Origin of the sequence: Eubacterium ruminantium (assembly GCF_900167085.1) — a bacterium.
Taxonomy (GTDB): Bacteria; Bacillota; Clostridia; order Lachnospirales; family Lachnospiraceae; genus Eubacterium_Q; species Eubacterium_Q ruminantium.
Window position 1 is genome coordinate 1 of sequence record NZ_FUXA01000013.1, and the last position, 23,385, is coordinate 23,385.

The following is a 23,385-nucleotide window of genomic DNA, read 5'->3' on the forward strand; positions in this document are numbered from 1 at the left end:
TCCATTTGCGAAGCTTCCGTTATCAATCTTATATGTTGTCTCAACTGTAAGTCCTTCTGATGTTACAAGTGTTTCTGTTACTGTATAAGTAATTCCTTCATCACTTGCTGGAACTTCAATCTTTTCCTTGAGCTGGAACAGAGTCTTGTCTCCATTTACATCATTAAAGTCATCTTTAAGAGTTAATGTTTTTTCAAAGTCTTTTCCGTCTGTTACCTTGAATGAAAGTCCTTCGATATCCTCATCTGTTACAGGTCCTTCGATTGTCTTTACAAGATCGATGTATCCGACTTTTTTCTCATACTTATTTACAAACGCTGTTACATCGTTACCATTTTCTTCTACTGTTACTTCCGGAGAAACTGCATTTGCAGCAGTTGCCTTCTGCTCATTAATAGTAACTTTATAACCATCTTTTTCGTATCCGCTTTCTGTAAACTTAACTGTTGTGCCTACAGGAACATTAGCTAACTCCCAAGTAAATGGATTGTTGATACCATCACCGCTTTTAGCATTTGAAGGGATAAATACTGCCTGGTTATAACTATTAGTAATCTTAAATGCTGCCGGAATCTCTGATGATGTTATTCCGTCAAACATTTTTGTTACTGTAAGAGTACCAACAAGCTGTTCATAATCATTATTTACAGTAACTGTATCACTGTCATCGCCATCAATTTTGGCATTTGCATCACTGTAAACAATATTATTTTTGCTCTTCTTGTATTCTTTATAACCATCTTCAGTAAAGTCCTGAACCTCTTCAACCTTATAGCTTACTTTTTCAGGAATATCATTAATTGTAATGCTTTCACCATTTGCAAGAGCTGTCGAATAAGATCTTCCGGACTTAGCCACACCATTTACTGTAAATGAAATATCTTCATCAAATGTAACAGTTATTCCAAATGATGGTGTATTTTCCGGTACATTATTACCTGAAACGGATTTAGTAATCTTAAGACTACCAAACTTCTTCTCAACTTCTTTGTTGATCATTGTGATTTTTCCGTTTTCACCTGCAGTTACAATTGCTGTAGCAGCATCATTTGAATTCTTATATCCATCAACAACTTCACCATTAACGATACTGAATTTGATTGGCTGTGACTGTACATAACCTTCAGGCCATATAGTTTCTGAAAGAGTATAAGTGTTATCATCAAGGCCCTTAATAACAATATCATTTTCTTCCGATACCCAAGTAATAGCTGTATCTGTTACGCTATATTTTTTAGCATCTATTTTTATATTTTCTGTATCAAAACTACCTGATGCCTTTGTGAGTGTAAATTCAGCTCCTGCGACAGGATTATTCTTCTCGTCGATCTTACTGAATGTAACCTCAGAAGCTCCTGTATCTTCTTCATTTATAATTTCAAAAAGATTGTTAGTTCCATCAAATGTTACACCCATAGGAAGCTGACCAGCTACAACAGTTCTATCATCCTTGATTGTAAATGGAATTGGTTTATTAAGTGGCTCAAATGAAGCATTTCTACCATACTTATTTACCCAAACATTTGTAGGAGCCTTACTTTCAACAATTGTATAATTACCCGGATAAAGATCATTCCAAGTTATTGAACTCTGGTAACTAGATTGTCTAATGCGCTCTTTACTTCCTTCCATATAGAGCTCAAAATCAGCTCCGTCAATTAAATCTCCGTCCTTATCAACCTTTTTAATATTTATTGTTACAGGCTCAAGTTTTTTATATTTATTAGTTACATTAAATGTAATAACATCATCTTTCTTTAATTCATCTTTATCAGGAACGATTTCATTTGAAACATATTCATAAATCTTTCCGTCCTGAGTAGAGATTCTTGAACCTTCTTTAACCTGCTCTTTAACACTGTATACACCGATAATCTGATCATAAAGTGTTACGTTAGGTCTGAAATTAACTACAGTTTCTTTTCCGTCTTTATTATTTTCAATTACATAATTGATATCACTGTAATTGAAATTAGGATTATAAATTTCGTTATCATCTTCATCAACAAACTTCTTGTTGATTGTGATGCGTCCCTTATAGCTTGTGTATTCATTTGTAACATGTACTAATGAAAGGTCTGCCTTTTCAACATTTACTTCACCAAGAAGAATTCTGTCATCGAAGATATTATTTGGATTGATTTCTTTTCCGTTTATCCAATGCTTAACACTACTGTATTCTTCATCGTCTTCATTTCTGAGCTCATATACATGATATCTACCCGGAACAACATTCGGAATAGTTATCACATCTTTGTTGGCTGTTACAGTTATGAAGTTTTCAGTAGTTGACATTGTTCCGTCTACATTCATCCATAAAGGATCTTTTGTATTGTCGAAATCATCAACAATTCCGATATAGAACTCGCGATTATAATTAACATTATCGCGTTTTGCTATCTTCTTAAGTTCAATTTTACCTACTTCTGATTCATCAAGAATGTAAGCATTAGTGATTATTGTTTCTTCAGTCTTATCATCAGTTACAACAACATCGTTTTTAACGACTTCTGAATTATCTTCATCAAACTTATATCCCTTAACAAGAAATTCTGTATCCTGTCCGGATTCGGTAACAGTATAGTTACCCGGAGCAATATTTGTGATTACATATTCGCCATCAACAAACTGCTTATAGTTTACTTCTTTACTGTAACCATCTCCTGTAATGGTAAATATGATCTTTTCTTTCTGTTCATCAGTAAGATTTACTTCACTTTCTTTACCTGAAAGCTTGAATACTTTCTTTAACTTTAATGAACTGAAATCAGATTTATTATAGAAAGCACCGAGATCAAACTGAACTCCTGACATATCAGTATCTACATTTTTATCATATTCAATCTCACCATTATCGCCTGTAGTGGTTAATGAATTTATGACATATGTATAATTACCATACTGATCAACTCTTACTTTAAGATCTATATCAATCTTACCCTTAGAATTGATAACACCCGGAACAACAGTATCCTGATCTTCCTTTACTTCATAATAAAAATGCTTTGTTTTGTAATAAAGTGTATCGATTACTGTTTCTTCATTTGTTTCAGGGTTTACTTCGGTGATATCATGCGTTTCATCATAATCATCAGCCGATCCCTTTGGAACATAATGATAATCATTTACATTTTCACTTCCTGTATAGAAGCTTAACTGTGGAAGCATTACAAGACTGTCTGTTCTTACTAAAGCCTCTTTTTCTTCGCCATATTTCTCTTTGTGCTCGCAGTCTTTGTATTCCTGCCATAAGAACTTATAAGACGCTAATTCGATATCAACCGTATTATCAGGAATTACTTCATCTTTATTGGCATAATTTTCTGTAAATGCCTTACGTAATGAAAAATGCATCTGTCCGTATGAATCAGTGCTTCCGCCCTGGTATACATAATGGAACTCGATACCATTTGTATTAACATCCTTACCACAGACAAGCCATCCCGAAATATTACCGCCTGTGAACTCAACATCTGCCTTTGGAACAAGCATAGTTCCTGCAAATGTATTGAGTTGTACTTTATTATCTGTATTAAAGTTCCAGATTATCTTCTGACAGATTTCATTATCTATCTCTTTATATGTAACGTTCTGATCATTATCATCATATCCACCTGCAGGATTTCCCTTAGGATTTGTAGTAGATACATGTCTAACGCCATCAACGATTACTTCATATTTGTTTGTTTTGAGAGGATTATCATTATACATAGCATTTACGACATCGTCTTCTATATCGAAAACAACAACCGTAGATGACTTCTTCTTAATGATTATTCCGGAGGAGTCCGCAAGATATTTGAGAACTTTATCATCAGCTTTTATATAAACAACTTTGTTTTCAAAATCTGCACTGTTTATGTCGATAACAAGCTTTCCTGTTCTCTCATCCAGGTAAGAATCTTCAAGAACATAAGGAGAATTCGCTTCAGAAACCTTATTTGAAATCCTTTCGGACCAATCAGCTCCCCTTTGCTTTAATCTATCGACATTTGCTGATGCATTCTGATTAACAACTTCTGTTATAGATGGATAAACATACTGTCCGTCCACCATCTTTCCGAAGCTTTCAGCAAATACAAAATTACCATGAGGTCCATCCTGTTTGATAGTTGACTGATCAAATCCTTCAAACACGGAAGCCGGTGCCTCAATATAGAAAGACGACGCTGTAGTCTTTCCAAGAATGATATGTGTATCGTCACTAATATCTCCTATAATAAAATGAGCTGTTTTACTCTGATAATCAACATCATTGTTTGCCGCTCTAGGTCCTTCATTAACATAGCGATTTGTTGCAAATGTTGTCTCCATATGCCCCTGCTGAGTAAGCGAATTCGACACAATACCGTAGTCTGTCGCTCCTCCTAAAATAGTAGCATAATTAGTCTCACTTGCTGAATCCTGCTTTGTCGGAGCTGCTGCCATAACCTTTTTAGCCTTACCCGATCCAGAGATCGTGCAAATTGACACTGCCATGGCTGCAGCCATCGCTGCCGACAAAATTCTCTTTGCCCCTTTTCTCATCTTCATATTCCTCCAAGTTTATTCTGATTTCCTCTCAAAAAAATCCAGAACTATAAATACAATCAGGGGACAGTACCCCATGATTTATGATTAAGTTAACATATTATTTTTTTATTTTCAATAATATAATTAAACAAAAAACAACGAAAAATTACGAATATCAAGGATTTTTGCTAATATTATATTCTCATTTTTTACAAATAACATTTTATCGCCCACTTTATGTTAACACCCTTTATAAAATTTAATATTATTGCTATTGCTATCCAAAAAAATAAATGTTACTTTATTATGGGACGAAGATGTTATGGATATGCATTTATGCATATTTCATGACGATAAAAAGAGGGATTAAAAATGAATACAAACTGTATAGTTGCACAGTCAGGCGGTCCTACGTCCGCCATCAATGCATCACTTGCCGGGGTCATTAAGGCTATTAACGATTCCGACATGTATGATACTGTCTACGGCTCACTTCACGGAGTGACCGGAGTTCTTAACGATGATTTTATCAATCTTACTGATATATGTAAGTCATCTGATGATTTCCTTATTTGCTTATCCTGCTCACCAGCAATGTTTCTGGGTTCCTGCAGATATAAACTGCCGGATCATGAGAAGGATAATTCTGATTACAAAAGAATATTCAACACATTCGAAAAATTAAATATAGGGGCATTCTTCTATATAGGAGGAAATGACTCCATGGATACAGCTGCCAAGCTTACGGCTTATGCAAAGATTATAGGCAGTGATGTACGTATTGTCGGCATTCCTAAAACGATCGACAACGATCTTATATGCACGGATCATACTCCGGGCTTTGGTTCCGCTGCAAAGTATATCGCTACTTCTATATTAGAAATGGCCCATGATACTTTTATCTACGAACTTCAAAGTGTTACCATCGCTGAGATTATGGGTCGCGATGCAGGATGGCTGACTGCCGCTTCAGCTCTTGCAAGGAATAAATACAATGATACTCCTCAACTGATATATCTTCCCGAGGTAGCATTCAGCTTTGAGAACTTTTTAAGGGATGTACGTGAAAAACTCCGCAATAGTAACAACATCCTTATTGCTGTATCAGAGGGTATCAGAGACAAGAGCGGCGAATATATAAGCTGTTCCAAATCTTCCAGGGATATTTTCGGTCACTCTCAGCTTAGTGGCGTAGGAAAAACTTTGGAACAGCTTATTAAAAATGAAATCGGTATTAAATGTAGATCCGTGGAACTGAATATCCTTCAACGCTGCGCATCTCATATTTCTTCAAAAACCGATATTAACGAAGCTTTTAACCTCGGCTACAGCGCCGTAAAACATTCCGAAGCAGGAAATACAGGTTTTATGGCATCAATATGTCGTGATTCTACCACACCTTATGTTGCTCATGTGGAATATGTTGATGTAGCCGAGGTTGCTAATAAAGTAAAATCCGTTCCCCGTAACTGGATATCACCTGCAGGAAATGATGTATCAGACGAACTGGTTGAATATATCAGACCACTTATTCAGGGTGAAACAGAAACATCTTTCGAGAACGGACTCCCGAGATATACCAATATATCTCACTTAATATCGCATAGTGCATAAATATGCATTCATAAACCTATACGACGACGAAAGCGGTACTCCTTTATAAGGAATACCGCTTTCAACTTTGTGATCAATTCTATGATCATTTTAATTTCTATATGATTAATTCTTTAATTACTTTATGATCAGCCATATATAAGGATATCTGCTATATCCTATTCATCACTGTCGTCTGAGTCAGAATCGGAATCCGAATCATCACTTCCTTCATCATCCGAACTTGAATCCGAGTCTGAATCATCATCACCATCGCCACTCTCTTCTGATGTGTCGGTTCCTTTACCATCCCAGTCAATTCTTCCGGCTTCATAAAATCCGGTTTCATCTGAAATCATTCCGTTTATTTCATTCACAGAAGATGAAGGTGTATAATCCTTGGCATTAAATAAAAATTCATGAAGTGCAACAACATTTTCATTGAGATTTGAAGGTGCTATACATGATCCTTTTGAATCAGAACTGTAAAACTCATATCTGAATGGGAAACCGTTATTACCTGCCATATTGTACTTAAGAACTTTCTTTGCAAGATCATACATATCATCGTCATCAAGACTTGTATATACATATGGAAGAGCTTCATCAATTGCTTCATTTGCAACTGACCATCCTGAACTCTTCATCTTTTTGATCATTGCTGTGATGATAGTTCTTTGTCTTTCTGTTCTTGTGATATCACCCTGGTCAGTACTTCTTATACGAGCATAAGCTGTAGCCTGAACACCATTAAGTGTCTGTGTACCTGACTCAAATACACCGTCAGAATAAATGCCTGTTGTATCTATTACATTTGCAATATATTCATTAAGCTTACCAAGCTCTTTATCAAGAACTTCTATATCAATTCCGCCGATTGCATCAATTGCCTTAATAAGACCTGTCCAGTTAATGGAAACAAATTCTGTTATATTAAGATCAAGATTTTCATTAAGTGTATTTACAGCGAGCTGAGGTCCGCCGTATGCATAAGCTGAATTGACCTTTGTTGTATATGATCCATCTTCATCAGTGATCTTAAGAAGTGTATCTCTGTAAACAGATACCATTTTAATATCACCATTTGAATTGTTGATACTTACTATTATGATTGAGTCACTTCTCGAACCATTTTCAAGTGATGAAGAAGTCTGATCACGTGCATCCAGTCCGAATAAAGCAATTGTAGTATAACCTTTTTGTTTCTTGGATACTTCCTTGTTGTTAACTTTTGTCTCAAAACCGTCTGCATGATTTGTGAGCGCCATCTTATTGCTGATATAAACCTTGATATTTGCAAATACAAGAACAACAATAAGTATTAGTTCACATAAAAATGCAATAGCCCATTTTCCGTTGGAATATTTTTTTCTCATAAATTTCTCCTATAAAGGCTTGTACTTTTTTACTCTCTTACGTATTTCAAGAGTTTCCTTTATCATTTCAAAAATAGTTTTTAATTTAATCTTCGAATGATTATCTCTGTCTCTGCTGAAGGAAAGAACCACCGGCATATCGATGATCTTATATCCCATCCTTCCTGCAAATGCGAGAATCTCTATATCGAAGGAAAATCCCTCTGTCCTAACCTCTTTCAATACCTTTTTAATACACTCGGTTCTGTATAGTTTAATGCCTGTTTGTGTATCCTTCAGATTTAATCTGAATAATATTTTCAAAAATATGTAATAACCGTAGCTTATGAATTTTCTGATAAAAGGATAATTAACTTTTGAGTTTCTATGCATTTTAGATCCGATAACAATATCAGCTCCGCTCTGGTCAAGAGCTCTTGCATAGGATTTAAGCATTTTAGGTGATAGTTCAAGATCAGAATCACAAAACGCAGTAAGTTCCTTATCCGAAGTATTCATACCCATTTTAATGGCATATCCTTTTCCGTGGTTTATATCATAATAAACAACGCGGATATGGTCATCAACTTTCATTGCCCTTCTTATCTCTTCAAGACTGTTGTCGGTACTTCCGTCATTTACGGCAATTATCTCATAATCCTCCGTAAAGCTTGCAACTATTTTGCAAGCTTTCAGAAGATTCTCGTAAATATGAACGCCCTCATTATAAACCGGCATAACAACTGCCATGCTCTTAACAGGTTTAATTTTTCTATCCTCAACTACTTCTTTATTCATAATTAGTTACACATCTTGTCCAGTTCTTCAGTAATCATACTATTTGCTGTAGCCGGATCACATTTACCTTTCATTTCCTTCATTACAAAGCCTACCATGGCTCCTGCTGCTTTTTTCTTTCCTGCCTTATAATCTTCTACTGCCTTAGGATTAGCTTCAATAGCTTTCTTTACAACAGCAAGAAGTTCCCCACTGTCTGCCTTTGTTGAAAGATCATTTTCCTTAACATAAACCTCAGGATCAATATTCTCAGAAAATACTTTTTCAAATACTTCCTTCGCAACAGCATTATTGATTTCCTTAGATTCATTAAGCTTAATAACCTTAACAAGATTTGCAGGACTGAACGAAAGGTCTGATGCATCGATGCTGTGTTCCTTCATAAGTCTCATGGTTTCACCCATAAGCCAGTTAGAAACCTTCTTAGGATCAGCTCCAAGTGCTATGGCTTCTTCAAATATATCAGCCATACGCTTTTCAGCTGTAATCTGCTCAATATCGTAATCAGGAATATTATATTCTTCCTTATATCTTTCTTTCTTAGCAGCTCTGAACTCAGGTTCAGCCTTCTTTATCTCATCGATCCATTCATCTGAAACAACGATAGGAACAAGATCAGGATCAGGGAAATATCTGTAATCCTGAGCATCTTCCTTGGAACGCATCGGATATGAATATCCTTTGTTATCATCCCATCTTCTTGTTTCCTGAACAACATTATCGCCTGATTCAATAAGATCGATTTGTCTTGCGATCTCATTTTCAATACAATTTCTTATAGCTCTGAATGAGTTAAGGTTCTTTGATTCTGTTCTTGTTCCAAACTCTTCCGATCCTTTCTCTCTTATAGAAAGATTTACATCGGCTCTCATAGAACCCTCATTAAGCTTACAGTCAGATGCTCCAAGATACTGAATAGTCTCACGAAGCTTCTCAAGATATGCTATTACTTCATCAGCTGAACGCATATCAGGCTCAGATACTATCTCAATAAGAGGTACACCTGAACGGTTGAAATCAACATATGTCTCATCAGTAAAGCTGTCATGAACAAGCTTTCCTGCATCCTCTTCCATATGTATCTCGTGAATTCTTACATCCTTAACTGTTCCGTCAGGAAGCTCGATCTCAACTCTACCATTTCTGCATATCGGATAATATAACTGTGATATCTGATAATTCTGTGGATTATCAGGATAAAAATAGTTTTTTCTATCGAATTTACTGTTTCTTGTAATATCACAATTTGTAGCAAGTCCAACTGCTATAGCCTTATTTACCACTTCTTTATTGAGAACAGGTAAACTTCCCGGCATACCCGAACATACAGGGCACACATGTGTATTTGGTGCACCGCCGAATGCTGTTGAACAACCGCAGAAAATCTTTGTCTTTGTATTTAGCTCAACATGAACCTCGAGGCCTATTACTACTTCGTACTCTTTACTCATTTTAATATGCCTCCTTTTCTAATTTATACCCGGCGCTGTGCCAGCACCACTAAAGCTTTTATTAACTTCCGGTGAATTATCTGTGTTTTCCTTAAGTATCTTTGAAAAATCAGGTTTCTTAACCTCATCCTTAAAGCTCTGCTCAAATGTATAAGCAGCTCTTATGATCTTCTTCTCTTCAAATGTCTGACCAAGTAACTGAAGTCCGATAGGAAGACCATTCTTATCATATCCGCATGGAAGTGATATACCCGGAATACCTGCAAGATTTATGGCTACTGTATAAACATCGCCAAGATACATCTTGATAGGATCCGATAATGATTCGCCACACTTAAGAGCTGTAGTTGGTGCAACAGGGCCAAGTATAACATCATATTTTTCAAATGCTTTATCAAATGCTTTCTTGATAAGAGCTTTTACTCTAAGAGCCTTTACATAGTAAGCATCATAATATCCTGATGAAAGAACAAATGAGCCAAGCATGATTCTTCTCTTAACTTCAGGACCGAAACCTTCAGATCTTGTCTTCTTATACATTTCATGAAGATCATTATAATCTTTTGTTCTGTATCCGTACTTAACACCATCGAATCTTTCAAGGTTTGATGATGCCTCTGCACATGCGATTATATAGTAAGCCGGAATTGCATATTCAACCATTCCAAGGTCGAACTCTTCAACTTCAGCTCCAAGTTCCTTTAATCTGTCAGCAGCAGCTAAAACAGCCTTCTTAACATCTTCATCGATTCCTTCAAGGAAATAATCCTTTGGAACACCTATCTTCATTCCCTTTACATCAGCCTTTAGCGCAGAAGTGAAGTCAGTCTTCATTCTTTCATCAGCTGTATCTTCTCCTGCATTTACACCAACGCTTGTTGAATCCTTAAGATCCTTTCCGGAAATGATTTCAAGTATTGTTGCACAGTCTGTTACATCTTTTCCAAGTGGTCCTATCTGATCAAGTGATGAACCATATGCGATAAGTCCATAACGTGATACTCTTCCGTATGTAGGCTTGATACCTGTAATACCGCAAAATGATGCAGGCTGTCTTATTGATCCACCTGTATCCGAACCAAGTGCAACAGCGCATTCATTTGCTGCAACAGCCGCAGCCGAACCACCTGATGATCCTCCCGGAACTCTATCTAAGTCCCAAGGATTGTGAGTAGGTCCAAAATAAGATGTCTCACTTGTACTACCCATGGCAAATTCATCCATGTTTGTACTACCAAGATTTACAGCACCTGCCTCAAGAAGTTTCTCTACAGCTGTGCTTGTATATGTTGGATAGAAATTATCAAGTATATGTGATGCGCAAGAAGTAAGCTTTCCTTCTATACACATATTTGCTTTAATTGCAACAGGAACACCTGCAATAGGGCTCTTAAGTTCACCGGCAGCGATTTTCCTGTCTACTTCCTTTGCACCAGCAAGGGCACCCTCTCTGTCAAGAGTTATAAATGCATTTATATTCTTTTCTGCCGCCTCTGCCCTGTCGAGATATGCTGTAGTTGCCTCAACTGAAGTAACTTCGCCGGCAGCAATCTTAGCTCCGAGCTCAACAGCACTCAGGGAAAGGATTTCATCCGCAGTTAATTTCATCGTTATCTCCTTCCTTTAATCAACCTAATCAAAAGTATGTGGTACGATATAACTGTCTTCCGAACGTTCAGGAGCATTTTTAAGCATATTCTCCCTATCGTCCTCATTTGTAACCACGTCTTCTCTCATTACATTTGAAATAGGAAAGCTGTGGCTCATAGGCTCAACACCGGATACATCAAGTTCGTTAAGTTTTCCAACATAATCGAGCATTTCCGACATATCCTTTTTTGCCTGCTCCTTTTCTTCTGAAGAAAGAGACAGTTTTGCAAGAATTCCGACATAATCTATTGTTTCATCTGTAATCTGCATAAATAATCCTTTCTTTTCTTACTTTCGCCGGGTCTCTCCTTCCTTCATATATAATGAAGAAAGATATAAAGACTTTATGGCGAACAATCTATAACGAACCAAATAATTAATCACGAACTTTAATATGTATCTCACGAAGCTGCATTTCTGTAACTTCATTTGGAGCTCCACACATAAGATCCTGGCCTGTTCCGCTCATAGGGAATGCGATAACTTCACGAATATTCTCTTCATTTCTGAGGAGCATGATCATTCTGTCAACACCAGGTGCCATTCCTGCGTGAGGAGGTGCACCAAACTGGAATGCATTATAAAGTGCTCCGAATTTCTTCTCAAGAACATCCTTAGAATATCCTGCAATCTCAAATGCCTTTTCCATTATCTTCATGTCATGGTTTCTTACAGCTCCACTTGAAAGCTCAACACCGTTACATACGATATCATACTGATATGCAAGAATATCAAGAGGATCCTTTGTTGTAAGAGCTTCAAGACCGCCCTGTGGCATAGAGAATGGATTATGTGTAAATCCAGGCTTCTTTGTCTCTTCATCGATCTCATACATTGGGAAATCGTTGATATAGCAGAATCTATATGCATTTTTCTCGATAAGATCAAGTCTTGCACCGAGTTCATTTCTGATCTGACCTGCAAAGTTAGCTGCCTGAGCTTCCTTATCAGCTATGAAGAAAATAGTATCTCCGATATTTAAGCTTGCCTTCTCTCTAAGTTCTTCCTTAAGTTCATCAGGAATAAATTTATCGATAGGTCCCTTATAACTTCCATCTTCAAGAACTTCAAGATAACCAAGTCCGCCCATACCGATTCCTGTAGCAAACTTAAGCATCTTCTCATGCTGACCCTTTGAAAGCTTTCTTGGGACATTGATAGCACGTACAGTCTTTCCGTGGAAAGGCTTAAATGTACATCTCTCAAAAAACTCTGAAAGATCAATGATTCTAAGTGGGTTTCTTAGGTCCGGCTTATCAGAACCGAACTTAAGCATCGCTTCTTTATAGCTGATGATAGGATATGGAGCTTCTGTTACTTCAAATCCTTCAGGAGCAAATTCCTTAAATGTTGCTGTAAGAACTTCCTCACCGATCTTAAATACATCTTCCTGAGTTGCAAAACTCATTTCGAAATCAAGCTGATAGAACTCTCCAGGTGAACGGTCAGCTCTTGCATCCTCATCTCTGAAACAAGGTGCAATCTGGAAATACTTATCAAAACCTGAAACCATGAGAAGCTGCTTATACTGCTGAGGTGCCTGTGGAAGAGCATAGAACTTACCCTTATATCTTCTTGAAGGAACGATATAATCTCTTGCGCCTTCAGGTGAAGAAGCACAAAGGATAGGTGTCTGAATTTCAACAAATCCCATGTCTTCCATCTTCTTTCTGAGGAAGCTGATAACCTTAGATCTGAAAAGGATATTGTCCTTAACTCTTTCATTTCTAAGATCAAGATAACGATACTTAAGTCTTACATCTTCTCTTACTTCTTTAGATGTCATGATTTCAAAAGGAAGCTGCTCATATACTTTTCCGAGGATATCGATTGTATGAGCTTCAACTTCTATAGTTCCTGTAGGGATCTTTGGGTTATATGTCTCTTCATCTCTGTGCTCAACAAGTCCCTTAACAGAGATTGCCTGCTCTCTTGAGATTCCGTCAAGAAGTGCAGTATCACGAAGAACAACCTGCATAACTCCGTACATATCACGAAGGTCGATGAATGAAACTCCACCGTGGTCACGAATATTCTCTACCCATCCGGCAAGTCTTACTTCACTTCCTACGTCTGCTTCTGTCATCTTATCAATTGTTTTGTCTCTGTAAATGTTTTTGATATCCATTTCTCTACTCCTGATTCTAAACTTTCTTGATCCCGGTATATTTAATTTCATAAAAAATCCCGGGACACCTCTACAGCATCCCGGGACGGAAAATCATAATTTCCGCGGTACCACCCGCATTAATATCTTCCATAATATAATATCATGAAAAAATATTCTCTCAAATCGTACTTAACGCGTTACTTACGGGTAAGCTTTTCTTCATACCGGCTCCGGAGTGTTAGGTTTCACAGTTTTTCATTCGATGGCTTCCAGTCCATGACCATCGATCCCTGCAATGTCTTTCTGTGTTCCGTCTCCTTCACAGCTTTTATCTTTTTAAGTGAAATCTGAACATTCACCCATAATATTCATAGATTATATGATAGATTCTCCACTTTGTAAAGTGAATTTAATAATAAACATCTACCACACGTCCATTTACAACATAGCAGCTATAACCATAGTTACTATAGAACATACCTGTATAATTGAAATCAACTTTTCCGTTTCTGCAAAGGAATGTTCCGTACTGGTTTTCAGCCATTCCGTTAAAGTCAAATCTTACTCTACCGTCCTTTACGTACCACCAACCATATTCATTCTTGGCAAGTCCGCAGTAACTGAAATCAACTTTACCTGTTCGGCAGTACCACCAGCCGTATTCATTTCTGGCAAGTCCATTAAATCCAAAGTCTACCTTTCCGCCTTTGCATCTGAACCAACCATTTTCATTTTTGATTACTGAATTACACTGGAAGTCAACTTTACCGCCGACAATTCTCCACCAGCCGTATTCATTCTTGGATGCTCCGGTATAATTAAAATCAACTTTACCGTCTCTTATACGCCACCAGCCATATTCGTTTTTCGCAACAGTATCAGAGAAAATAACTTTAGCATTTTTAACATGCCACCAGCCGCTTCTTCCGTTAATCTCTCCCTTAATAACATTACTTATAGAGAAATCAACTTTTCCGTTTTTAACATAGAACCATCCATTTGAGTTCTTTGCAAAACCGGTATAGTTTGGAAGAATCTTTCCGTTTGTTTCAGCATACCATCCTGTCACACCTTTGTAAGTGTCCTTAACACACTGAACATTACTTTTCTTAACCTTTGTATACCATACATCAAGGTCAACATATTCATCGATACCATCGATACGACCGATACTTGTATACTGCCAATATGTATAATCTTTATCATAATCAGTAGCATCAGTGTAATGTGCAAGCCAGATATCAGCCATAGTACTTATTCTGTCTGCATCAACCTGATCCTCAAGGAATGAAGCACTCGCATAAAGACAAGGTCTGTATCCCGCACCCTTTATAACCTTCACGAAAGCTTCTACATTCTTTGTTGCCTGTGATTTACTGAGTGTATGATGTAAAAATCTACCACTCTGGCTTGGACTGTACTCATAGTCCATAACGATAGGAAGTGTGATTCTGTTAAGATACTGAGGAATTCCTCCTCTAAGCTGTGGATATGTTCCCTGCTTAGGATGGAGATATTCAAGCAACTGTTTTGCTTCATCAGCTGCTTCTTTCTCTGTAAGTGCCTGAGAGAAAAAATAAAGTCCAACCTCTATACCATTCTCAAGCGCTCCCTTAACATTGTCCATATATGTTTCATCAAAATACATATTTCCCGGAAGACCGTAACCTCTACCGCCGACTCTTATAAATGCAAATTTAATTCCGGCCGCTTTAACTTTCTTCCAATCAATATCACCCTGAGCATATGAAACGTCGATTCCATCTACTCGTTCATAATCGTCAAATCTGTGATCATGAGTTCTTCCTCTACCATCTGCTATCGGAGTAGCCGCTTTAACTGTCTTACCCTGTATAACCGTTGTTAAAACGATTGCTACCGCCAATATAAATCCGATAACTCTGTTAAAAGCTTTTTTCATAAAAACCCCCTGCATGTAAAAATATCTGCGTTTATATAAATTAGCTTAAATAGCTTTGATTCTGTCAATAGCTTCGACTGTATTTTCGTAGCTTCCGAATGCTGTCAGTCTGAAGTATCCTTCACCGCTAGGTCCGAATCCTGAACCAGGTGTACCAACAACATTTGCCTTATCAAGAAGGAAATCAAAGAATTCCCAAGATGTCATATTATTTGGTGTCTTAAGCCAGATATATGGAGCATTTACACCACCGTAAACACTGTATCCTGCGGCCTTAAGTCCGTCATATATATATTTTGCATTATTCATATAATATGCGATCTGGCTCTTTGTCTCAGCTTTTCCTTCAGCAGAATATACTGCTTCACCGGCCTTCTGAACGATATAAGGAGCTCCGTTGAACTTTGTGCCGTGTCTTCTTGCCCAAAGCTGATGAAGTGTTACGCCGTCAGCTGTCTTGATATCCTTAGGAATAACTGTGAATCCAAGACGTGTTCCTGTAAATCCGGCATTCTTTGAGAAACTTCTTATTTCGATTGCACATGTTCTTGCGCCTTCGCATTCATATATAGAATGAGGAACATTTTCCTCTGAAATATATGCTTCATAAGCCGCATCATAAACAATTACCGAGCCGTTCTTATTTGCATAATCAACCCACTTCTGGAGTTCATCCTTTGTGATTGAAGCACCTGTAGGATTGTTAGGATAGCAAAGATAGATAAGATCAGGAACTTCCTTTGGAAATTCAGGGCTGAATCCGTTCTCCGCTGTACATGGCATATAAATTACGTTGCTCCAAAGACCTGTAGTACTGTCATATGTACCTGTTCTTCCTGCCATAACATTTGTATCAACATATACAGGATAAACAGGATCGCAAACAGCTATTCTTGTATCCTTTGAGAATATCTCCTGGATATTACCAGAATCAGATTTTGCACCATCACTTACAAAAATCTCATCTGCTGCAATATCGCATCCTCTGCTCTTATAATCTTCCTGTGCAATTGTATTTCTAAGGAAATCATATCCTAGATCAGGTGCATAACCCTTAAATGTTGATGCATCTGCCATCTCATCAACCGCACTGTGAAGAGCCTTTATAACAGCCGGACATAATGGCTGAGTAACATCTCCAATACCAAGCCTTATGATCTTCCTGTCCGGATTTTCTGTACTGAACGCAGACACCTTTTTAGCTATTGTAGAAAAAAGGTAGCTTCCCGGAAGCTTCAAATAGTCCTCATTAACTCTGAACATTATTATTTGTCTCCTTTATATAAAAATAGATTTAACAATTTTGTATTAATATGTAATATATTTGTAACATAATACATTTAAATATTGTATCACAATTTTCTGACAATTTAAAGGGAAAATTATAATTTTACCCCATTTTATGTCAATTTTAATCAAGAGATATTCCCCTTAGTAAACCGTCCAAAAATCCTCTTTAATGATTTATTTTCATGTACAATAAAAGCCCGGCAAATTAATGTCGGGCTCATAGCTTTTATAATTGATTACTCAACTACGTATGGAATAAGAGCGATGTGTCTAGCTCTCTTGATAGCAACTGTAAGCGCTCTCTGATGCTTTGCACAGTTTCCTGTAATTCTTCTAGGAAGAATCTTACCACGCTCTGAGATGTAACGTCTAAGCTTGTTTACATCCTTGTAATCGATTTCATTATTCTTATCTGCGCAGAATACACAAACTTTCTTTCTTCTACGCATAGGTCTTCTCTTCATTGGAGCAGTAGCACCCTGCTCTGACTTATTATAAGGCATTTTTCTCCTCCTTCTTCAGTATTACAACAAAATTGCTGTAACCTCTTTGGAATCAAGGATTTTACTTAAAAGGAAGGTCTCCCTCGATACCATCAGGTATCGGCATAAAACCGCCTGCATCTGCAGCTGACGGAGCACTCTCTCTAGGTGTATAACCTGTACTGCCCTCGCCACTTCCTTTACTTTCAGCAAATTCCTGTTCCTCTATAACTACATCTGTCGTATAAACTTTCTGGCCATCCTTATTAGTATAGCTTCCTGTCTGAATACGACCTGTTACGGCTATCTTAGTACCTTTTTTAAGATACTTCTCAGCAAACTCACCCTGTCTGCCAAATGCTACACAGTTAATAAAATCAGCTGACTGTTGATCATCTCCGGTGTTTCTCGCACGTCTTCTGTCAACAGCAAGCGAATATCTAGCAATTGCCATCTGCTCGCCATTCTGTCCCTGTGAGTATCTAACCTCAGGATCACGAGTCAGTCTTCCCATTAAAATAACCTTATTCACGCTGGAACCTCCGTTTCACTATTCAGCGTCCTGTTTTACAACAAGATATCTTATAACAGATTCCATGATACGAAGATTAGCTTCAAGTTTTGCAGGAGCTTCAGAATCAGCTTCGAACTGGATGAAGTAGTAATAACCATCTTTCATCTTCTGAATTTCGTATGCCATTCTCTTCTTGCCCCAATCATCGATGTTGGTGATGTTACCGCCAACCTTTGCTACGAGATCCTTAACCTTTTCAAGAACAGCTTCTCTCGCATCATCTTCGATTCTTGTACTGACAACTAACGCTATCTCATACTTGTTCATGTTTTGCACCTCCTTATGGACTAATGGCTCCTGAACGATTGGCATTTCCAATCCCCGCAACTTCTTCAGTTACTCAAACCGAGTGCTTTCAGGAGCAAGGAATATATTAGAATATATCACAAATAGACACTCTAACATAAAGCGCCGATTATAGCAAGCACTTTTTTATTTAAGCACATTTTCTCTGTAATAATCCATTAAATCCTCATATATTCTGTGGCAATTATCATGATCGCTATACATAAAGAAATCATCAGCTCTCTTTCTGTACATCTCTTTCATAACGCATCCATTTTCCATATATTCGGCAAGGATATCTATCAGCTGTTCGCTATTCTTTGCTATCTCACCAAATGCCATGGTTTCATATATGAAGCTTCCTTCTTCATAATGTGCATCCAGGTCTTCATGATGAAGATATACCAGCGGTTTTCTCATATATGCGAAATCAAACTGCACGCCGCTGAAATCCGTAACCATAAGACTTGATTCACAAAATAGTTTCTCATAACTCATATCCCCTGTTGAAGGAATTATCTCAACATAAGGATTTGTATCAAAATCCGCTGCCTGAGGGCTGACAATAGGATGAAGCACATATTTTATCTTATATCCGTATTTTTCCGCTGCTTCTATCAGCCTTTTATTATTTATCAGTGAATTATATACCTTAAAATACTCAGTCTCTTTAAATGAAGTATTATAATCTCTGGCGACGCCTTCATTTTTAGTAACCGCCCTCGCGGACTGCATCCTCCATGTCGGAGAAATGAGTATCTGCTTCTTATCATTATTTACAAGTCCGTCATATCTCGGTACACCCGTAAGTCTTAGCGCATCATATCCGTCATAATCGTAAACCGGGCGAAGAAGATTATCCATTTCATACTTAGATGCAAGATAATATCTTCTTGTATTATCTCGAAGCCTGTTCTGAGCGACCGCAATCTTCTGAACCGAAAGACCGTGCTGCACACATACTACATGAAAATCCACGATACCTCTGATATATCTCGAATTTTCCATATAATAATCATTAAATGCAAATACAGTCGAATTGGAAACTATCATCATTTCCGCATTAAGGAAAGCCAGTCTATGTTTAATACTCTTTCGTACCAGTGGCTCATATCCTTCATTTTTGAGTCTCTTATAATCAGGAACAGAACCGTCAACAAGATAAAGATTCGTAATCTTCTTACCACTCGATGCGGTCATCTTCTCCGCATATTTATATAGATATTCCGCCGAGTCTCCGCCTTTATATATCTTGTCAAAATACATCCAGATATGTTTTTTCTTATAAAATGGTCTTGTCACAAAATATCCCATTCGAAGCAGCATGAATTTATATTTATGTTTATTAAATGATTTCAAAAGCTGAAGCCATATAAGCTGCTCTAAGAAAAAGATTTTAACAAAATTATATTTACTGATGAGAATATGATACTTCTTATGTCTAAGAAGATATTTGCCCGTCTTCCAATAACTGTATTTCGGATAATTTGTAAGCCTGCTTGTGTGAGATTTATATTCCGGAATAATCACGTTATCTCTGCCATCATATCTTATTATGAATGAAAGATTTCCCTTCTTCTCAAACGGAATTGAAGCATGAAATGAATACCTCTTAAACGAAGACCTTCCGAAATACTTGGTCAGAGTATATCTATCATTCCATTTTACCGGATATTCTTTACCATTAAGATTATAGAAGATTTCAACCTTGTCCCTGTCGTAGAAATCCGGAATGGTTCCGTCAATCTCAAGATGCTCTCCGTCCTCTTTCATAACCCTATCCATAAAAAGATAGTTAATTCTCATCTTGCTGAGATTATAAATATCTATACCGTTCATCTTAAGATGCAGGGTTTCGAATTCTTCTAATTCATTTTCCTCATTATATCCGCTGTATGTATATTCTTCGGAAATGTCACCTTTAATCCTAAGAAGCATTCTGTTGAAATAAAGACTCGTAGAATGCATCGTATGCTTAGAAACATTTAGTATCACATCATCATCAATATATGAAAGCATTTCTTTGATCTTATCCAGATACTCATCTATCTCTTCTTCTGACAAGACATGCTTATTCCGGTTATCTTTATTTGCATCAAGCCTACACCTGATTGAATATAATGCATAAAACTGCAAAGTTCTATATTCTTTTTCACCAAGTATAGCTTTAAGATCTTTTAGCGCCGGAATCAGGAATCCTTCAATATTTTCAAAGTACCACTTCTTGTCATAATATCTCTCATGATATTTATTATCGATATCTGACGGCTCATCTGTTATGAGCATAACTTTTCTATCAATAAATATCTTCCTCGACATGATACGGAAAATAAAATCCGCTTCCATGTCATATTCCAAATCAATATTTAGTCTTATCTCTCCACCGGCCGATGCATTATTTTCCGATTCTCTACCAATCTGCAATTTATTATCTGAAACCGTGTCCGGTTCATCCGCCTCAGCATTCAATGTTGTATATTTTGCCGTGCCCGGTTCATCCGCCTCAGCATTCGATGATGTATGTTTTACTGCGCCCGGTTCATCCGCCTCAACATTCGATGATGTATGTTTTACTGCGCCCGGTTCATCCGCCTCAACATTCGATGAATCCGATTGAGAAATGGATTTATAAGCCCTTACATTTAATAAGATTCCCGTAAGACTGTCGGGCACCGAAAGATTCTCTTCATTTATCTGCATTCTAAGTCTCGAATCGGCCTTAGGTTTTCCACCATTCGAAAACATCTTATCACCCGATACAAGAACAGCCCCTGATTTTTCTGCGTCCTTCATTAGTATTCTTATATTCTGAAACAGCTGTCTTTTCTTATAACTGTCACTTTCATTGGACACAAAAATATAACCGGCAGTCTTCTCCCGAAGAAGCCGATTATATAATTCTGCAGAATAATCATATCTTTCACAGATTTCTATATCCGGTTTTTTAATTCCTTCCGGAATATATAAAATATATCTGCTCATAATTTCCCCACACTAAATTCAAAACCAAAACGAGGAATGATTAAACCTCAGCTACTGCCTCAATTTCAATAAGAACATCCTTTGGAAGTCTTGCTACTTCTACACATGAACGTGCAGGATAATTATCTGTAAAATACTTTGCGTAGATTTCATTTACCTTTGCAAAGTCATTCATATCTTTAATAAATACAACAGTCTTAACAACTTTATCTACTGATGAACCTGCAGCTTCAAGAAGATTCTTGATATTCTTAAATGCCTGCTCAGCCTGAACTTCTATACCACCCTCAACAAGTGTATTTGTTTCAGGATTAATTGGAATCATACCTGATGTAAATAAAAGATTACCAACTTTTACAGCCTGAGAATATGGTCCGATTGCTGCCGGCGCCTTATCTGTTGCGATTATTTCCTTCATAATATTGTACTCCTTTATATCTTAAAAAATTATTCCATGCTAATTCTCGGTAATGATGATCTTTCCTTCTTTGATCTCAATCCTTCTCTCTTTATAGAGACGTCCGACAGCTCTCTTGAATGCATTTTTGCTGATTCCGAATTCTGTCTTGATAAGATCCTTATCAGCCTTATCATCAAACGGAAGGACACCACCATAACTCTTTATGACATCATATACCATTTCAGCATCATCTTCCATCTGAACATATCCCTTCTCGCGAAGAGCAAGATCTGTCTTTCCGTCAGGACGCTTATTTACAACTCGTGCATTAACTTCGTCACCGACCTCAACTCTTGTATATATCTCAGATTCATGAATCAGTCCGTAGTATTTATCATCTATTGCCACAAATGCTCCCATGCCTTTTCTGTATTCATATACAGTTCCTGTAATATGGCTGCCCTTTTCATATTTATCATTTGGCTCAAGATAACCATAAAGTCGCATGGATGCAGCAAGTCTATGTGTTTTATCTTCATAAAGTCGAACAAGGTACGACTTACCTTCTTTTACTTCACAAGTCTGTTCTTTAAACGGGAGAAGCAGATCTTTCTCAAGTCCCCAATCAAGATATGCACCGTGACCGGTAACATTTTTAACAGTGAGTTTACGTATCTGCCCAAGTTCTATTAAAGGTTTGTTGGTAGTTGAAATGATTCTATCCGACGAATCTCTGTAAATAAACACATCCAACATATCCCCCTTATTTGTTCCTTCGGGCACCTGTTTGATAGGAAGCAGAACATCATCTGTCCCATCTGACAGATAAATACCAAATTCCGTATCCTTTATAACTTTTAATGAATTCCAACTTCCTAATACCATATTATCTCCCTTTCAACAGTACCTTGTTAACAAGCACTCTTACTATATCATAAAAAAAATCCTCAGACAACGTCTGAGGAAAAAGCTGGGCTACAAGGATTCGAACCTTGAAAATGCTGGAGTCAGAGTCCAGTGCCTTACCATTTGGCGATAGCCCAATGTTGTTTAGCAACGAATGTCATTATATTATATGATTTTTAAAAATGCAAGTACTTTTTTATATTTTTTTAATTCTTTTTTTGTACATAAAATAATACCGGTTTAATTACAAATTTATCTTGACATAACCATTATCAATTGTTATAATTCAAACGTTCGTCGAACGATGAACTTATAATTGCGCGTTTAGCTCAGCTGGATAGAGCGTTTGGCTACGGACCAAAAGGCCGGGGGTTCGAATCCTCTAACGCGCACATTTAAAAAGCAGAAACCTTATGGTTCCTGCTTTTTTGTTATACTATTTCGAATTATTGTTGCTTTTACGAAGAATATCATAAATACAACTGCTGCAATTATCGAAATAACAATTATGATCAAATCGACGATCAATCTATCGGTAGTATCTATAGTAAATGTATAGAATCCATTTGCATCCTCATCATCAAGGCCATAAACTCTTATAGTATTATTATAATGGCCAAGTATCTGTTCATTAAGAGAATCAATCTCTCCGTAAACTGTAACACCCTTTTTTCTTCTTCCGGCTTTTATATCATCAAGCTGCTTCGCAAGTTTCTTCCTAACCGACACTGAGATATATTTGCCATTCTCAAGCTGGACAATATAATAATATACTCTTCCGGATGGAATAAAACCGTACAGCTTGTAATTAGCATTTGCATAAGGACGTATCGAAGTATCTTTATCTATGACCATAGAAACATAATCGCCCTTCATAGGAGTTTTTCCTTTATTCACCATATCTGCTTCTATATCTTTATCAAGTCTGAAAATCCTCTCAAAATCAGACACAAAAACCAGTATTGCTATCAGCAAAAAAACAGCAAACCCAATCAAATATGTTCCGCGATAATATTTTTTTAATTTGGTCTTCTCTTCACTCATTTTTTCATTTCCCATCATTTATATTTATGATA

General features: G+C 37.1%; 17 protein-coding genes and 2 tRNA genes. 2 read left to right on the forward strand and 17 right to left on the reverse strand.

All coding sequences use genetic code 11. The features are described from left to right. The coding region (locus B5D25_RS10095; RefSeq protein WP_143000669.1) for a SpaA isopeptide-forming pilin-related protein at positions 1–4,527 on the reverse strand (4,527 nt) is incomplete at its 3' end. A gap of 357 nt (positions 4,528–4,884) precedes the next feature. Here B5D25_RS10095 and B5D25_RS10100 point away from each other — a divergent pair. Beyond that, the gene (locus B5D25_RS10100) at positions 4,885–6,126 is read left to right on the forward strand and encodes a 6-phosphofructokinase (RefSeq protein ID WP_078787846.1); all 1,242 of its coding nucleotides are present in this window, start codon (positions 4,885–4,887) and stop codon (positions 6,124–6,126) included. Positions 6,127–6,284: 158 nt separating this feature from the next. Here B5D25_RS10100 and B5D25_RS10105 read toward each other — a convergent pair whose 3' ends face one another. The 15 genes from B5D25_RS10105 to B5D25_RS10175 form a co-directional block, all read right to left on the reverse strand. Next, positions 6,285–7,481: an LCP family protein gene (locus B5D25_RS10105; protein WP_078787847.1), complete on the reverse strand. Its 1,197-nt coding sequence runs from the start codon at positions 7,479–7,481 to the stop codon at positions 6,285–6,287. A gap of 9 nt (positions 7,482–7,490) precedes the next feature. Beyond that, complete coding sequence (locus B5D25_RS10110; RefSeq protein WP_078787848.1) at positions 7,491–8,258, reverse strand: glycosyltransferase family 2 protein; 768 nt, start codon at positions 8,256–8,258, stop codon at positions 7,491–7,493. Between the two features lie 2 nt (positions 8,259–8,260). Continuing rightward, positions 8,261–9,709, reverse strand: a complete 1,449-nt coding sequence (gatB, locus tag B5D25_RS10115; protein ID WP_078787849.1) for an Asp-tRNA(Asn)/Glu-tRNA(Gln) amidotransferase subunit GatB — start codon at positions 9,707–9,709, stop codon at positions 8,261–8,263. An 18-nt stretch (positions 9,710–9,727) separates the two neighbouring features. Next, positions 9,728–11,317: an Asp-tRNA(Asn)/Glu-tRNA(Gln) amidotransferase subunit GatA gene (gene gatA / locus B5D25_RS10120; protein ID WP_078787850.1), complete on the reverse strand. Its 1,590-nt coding sequence runs from the start codon at positions 11,315–11,317 to the stop codon at positions 9,728–9,730. A gap of 24 nt (positions 11,318–11,341) precedes the next feature. Beyond that, on the reverse strand, positions 11,342–11,629 hold the full coding sequence (gene gatC, locus B5D25_RS10125; RefSeq protein ID WP_078787851.1) for an Asp-tRNA(Asn)/Glu-tRNA(Gln) amidotransferase subunit GatC: 288 nt from the start codon (positions 11,627–11,629) through the stop codon (positions 11,342–11,344). A 106-nt stretch (positions 11,630–11,735) separates the two neighbouring features. Next, positions 11,736–13,487 (reverse strand): aspartate--tRNA ligase, encoded by a 1,752-nt coding sequence (aspS, locus tag B5D25_RS10130; protein ID WP_078787852.1) that lies wholly within the window; start codon positions 13,485–13,487, stop codon positions 11,736–11,738. A 391-nt stretch (positions 13,488–13,878) separates the two neighbouring features. Continuing rightward, positions 13,879–15,390 (reverse strand): glycoside hydrolase family 25 protein, encoded by a 1,512-nt coding sequence (locus B5D25_RS10135; protein WP_159444149.1) that lies wholly within the window; start codon positions 15,388–15,390, stop codon positions 13,879–13,881. Positions 15,391–15,435: 45 nt separating this feature from the next. Further along, complete coding sequence (locus tag B5D25_RS10140; RefSeq protein WP_078787854.1) at positions 15,436–16,653, reverse strand: LL-diaminopimelate aminotransferase; 1,218 nt, start codon at positions 16,651–16,653, stop codon at positions 15,436–15,438. A 263-nt stretch (positions 16,654–16,916) separates the two neighbouring features. Next, positions 16,917–17,183 carry a 30S ribosomal protein S18 gene (rpsR, locus tag B5D25_RS10145; protein ID WP_078787855.1) on the reverse strand — a complete coding sequence of 89 codons (267 nt, stop codon included), beginning with the start codon at positions 17,181–17,183 and terminating at the stop codon, positions 16,917–16,919. Positions 17,184–17,244: 61 nt separating this feature from the next. Continuing rightward, positions 17,245–17,694: a single-stranded DNA-binding protein gene (locus tag B5D25_RS10150; RefSeq protein WP_078787856.1), complete on the reverse strand. Its 450-nt coding sequence runs from the start codon at positions 17,692–17,694 to the stop codon at positions 17,245–17,247. A gap of 18 nt (positions 17,695–17,712) precedes the next feature. Next, entirely contained in the window at positions 17,713–18,003 is a 291-nt protein-coding gene (gene rpsF / locus B5D25_RS10155) for a 30S ribosomal protein S6 (protein WP_078787857.1), read from the reverse strand. A 165-nt stretch (positions 18,004–18,168) separates the two neighbouring features. Next, positions 18,169–21,003, reverse strand: coding sequence for a CDP-glycerol glycerophosphotransferase family protein (locus B5D25_RS10160; protein ID WP_078787858.1), 2,835 nt, complete (start codon positions 21,001–21,003; stop codon positions 18,169–18,171). Positions 21,004–21,043: 40 nt separating this feature from the next. Beyond that, entirely contained in the window at positions 21,044–21,424 is a 381-nt protein-coding gene (locus tag B5D25_RS10165) for a RidA family protein (RefSeq protein ID WP_090168665.1), read from the reverse strand. Between the two features lie 36 nt (positions 21,425–21,460). Beyond that, a complete protein-coding gene (locus B5D25_RS10170) occupies positions 21,461–22,288 on the reverse strand; it encodes a CvfB family protein (protein WP_078787860.1) in 828 nt (275 codons plus the stop codon). A gap of 85 nt (positions 22,289–22,373) precedes the next feature. After that, positions 22,374–22,446: transfer RNA gene (locus B5D25_RS10175), tRNA-Gln, on the reverse strand. A gap of 181 nt (positions 22,447–22,627) precedes the next feature. Between B5D25_RS10175 and B5D25_RS10180 the strand changes: the two genes are divergently transcribed. Further along, positions 22,628–22,701, forward strand: a tRNA-Arg gene (locus B5D25_RS10180). Between the two features lie 19 nt (positions 22,702–22,720). Here the strand turns inward: B5D25_RS10180 and B5D25_RS10185 are convergent. Beyond that, positions 22,721–23,353 carry a DUF6709 family protein gene (locus B5D25_RS10185; protein WP_143000670.1) on the reverse strand — a complete coding sequence of 211 codons (633 nt, stop codon included), beginning with the start codon at positions 23,351–23,353 and terminating at the stop codon, positions 22,721–22,723. Positions 23,354–23,385: the final 32 nt, after the last annotated feature.

Coding starts and splice junctions, on each gene's coding strand:
- B5D25_RS10185 (WP_143000670.1), bottom strand. CDS start 23,353: ATGAGTGAAGAGAAGACCAAATTAAAAAAATATTATCGCGGAACATAT.
- B5D25_RS10160 (WP_078787858.1), bottom strand. CDS start 21,003: ATGAGCAGATATATTTTATATATTCCGGAAGGAATTAAAAAACCGGAT.
- gatB (WP_078787849.1), bottom strand. CDS start 9,709: ATGAGTAAAGAGTACGAAGTAGTAATAGGCCTCGAGGTTCATGTTGAG.
- rpsF (WP_078787857.1), bottom strand. CDS start 18,003: ATGAACAAGTATGAGATAGCGTTAGTTGTCAGTACAAGAATCGAAGAT.
- B5D25_RS10135 (WP_159444149.1), bottom strand. CDS start 15,390: ATGAAAAAAGCTTTTAACAGAGTTATCGGATTTATATTGGCGGTAGCA.
- B5D25_RS10110 (WP_078787848.1), bottom strand. CDS start 8,258: ATGAATAAAGAAGTAGTTGAGGATAGAAAAATTAAACCTGTTAAGAGC.
- B5D25_RS10140 (WP_078787854.1), bottom strand. CDS start 16,653: ATGTTCAGAGTTAATGAGGACTATTTGAAGCTTCCGGGAAGCTACCTT.
- B5D25_RS10170 (WP_078787860.1), bottom strand. CDS start 22,288: ATGGTATTAGGAAGTTGGAATTCATTAAAAGTTATAAAGGATACGGAA.
- B5D25_RS10105 (WP_078787847.1), bottom strand. CDS start 7,481: ATGAGAAAAAAATATTCCAACGGAAAATGGGCTATTGCATTTTTATGT.
- rpsR (WP_078787855.1), bottom strand. CDS start 17,183: ATGCCTTATAATAAGTCAGAGCAGGGTGCTACTGCTCCAATGAAGAGA.
- gatC (WP_078787851.1), bottom strand. CDS start 11,629: ATGCAGATTACAGATGAAACAATAGATTATGTCGGAATTCTTGCAAAA.
- aspS (WP_078787852.1), bottom strand. CDS start 13,487: ATGGATATCAAAAACATTTACAGAGACAAAACAATTGATAAGATGACA.
- B5D25_RS10100 (WP_078787846.1), top strand. CDS start 4,885: ATGAATACAAACTGTATAGTTGCACAGTCAGGCGGTCCTACGTCCGCC.
- gatA (WP_078787850.1), bottom strand. CDS start 11,317: ATGAAATTAACTGCGGATGAAATCCTTTCCCTGAGTGCTGTTGAGCTC.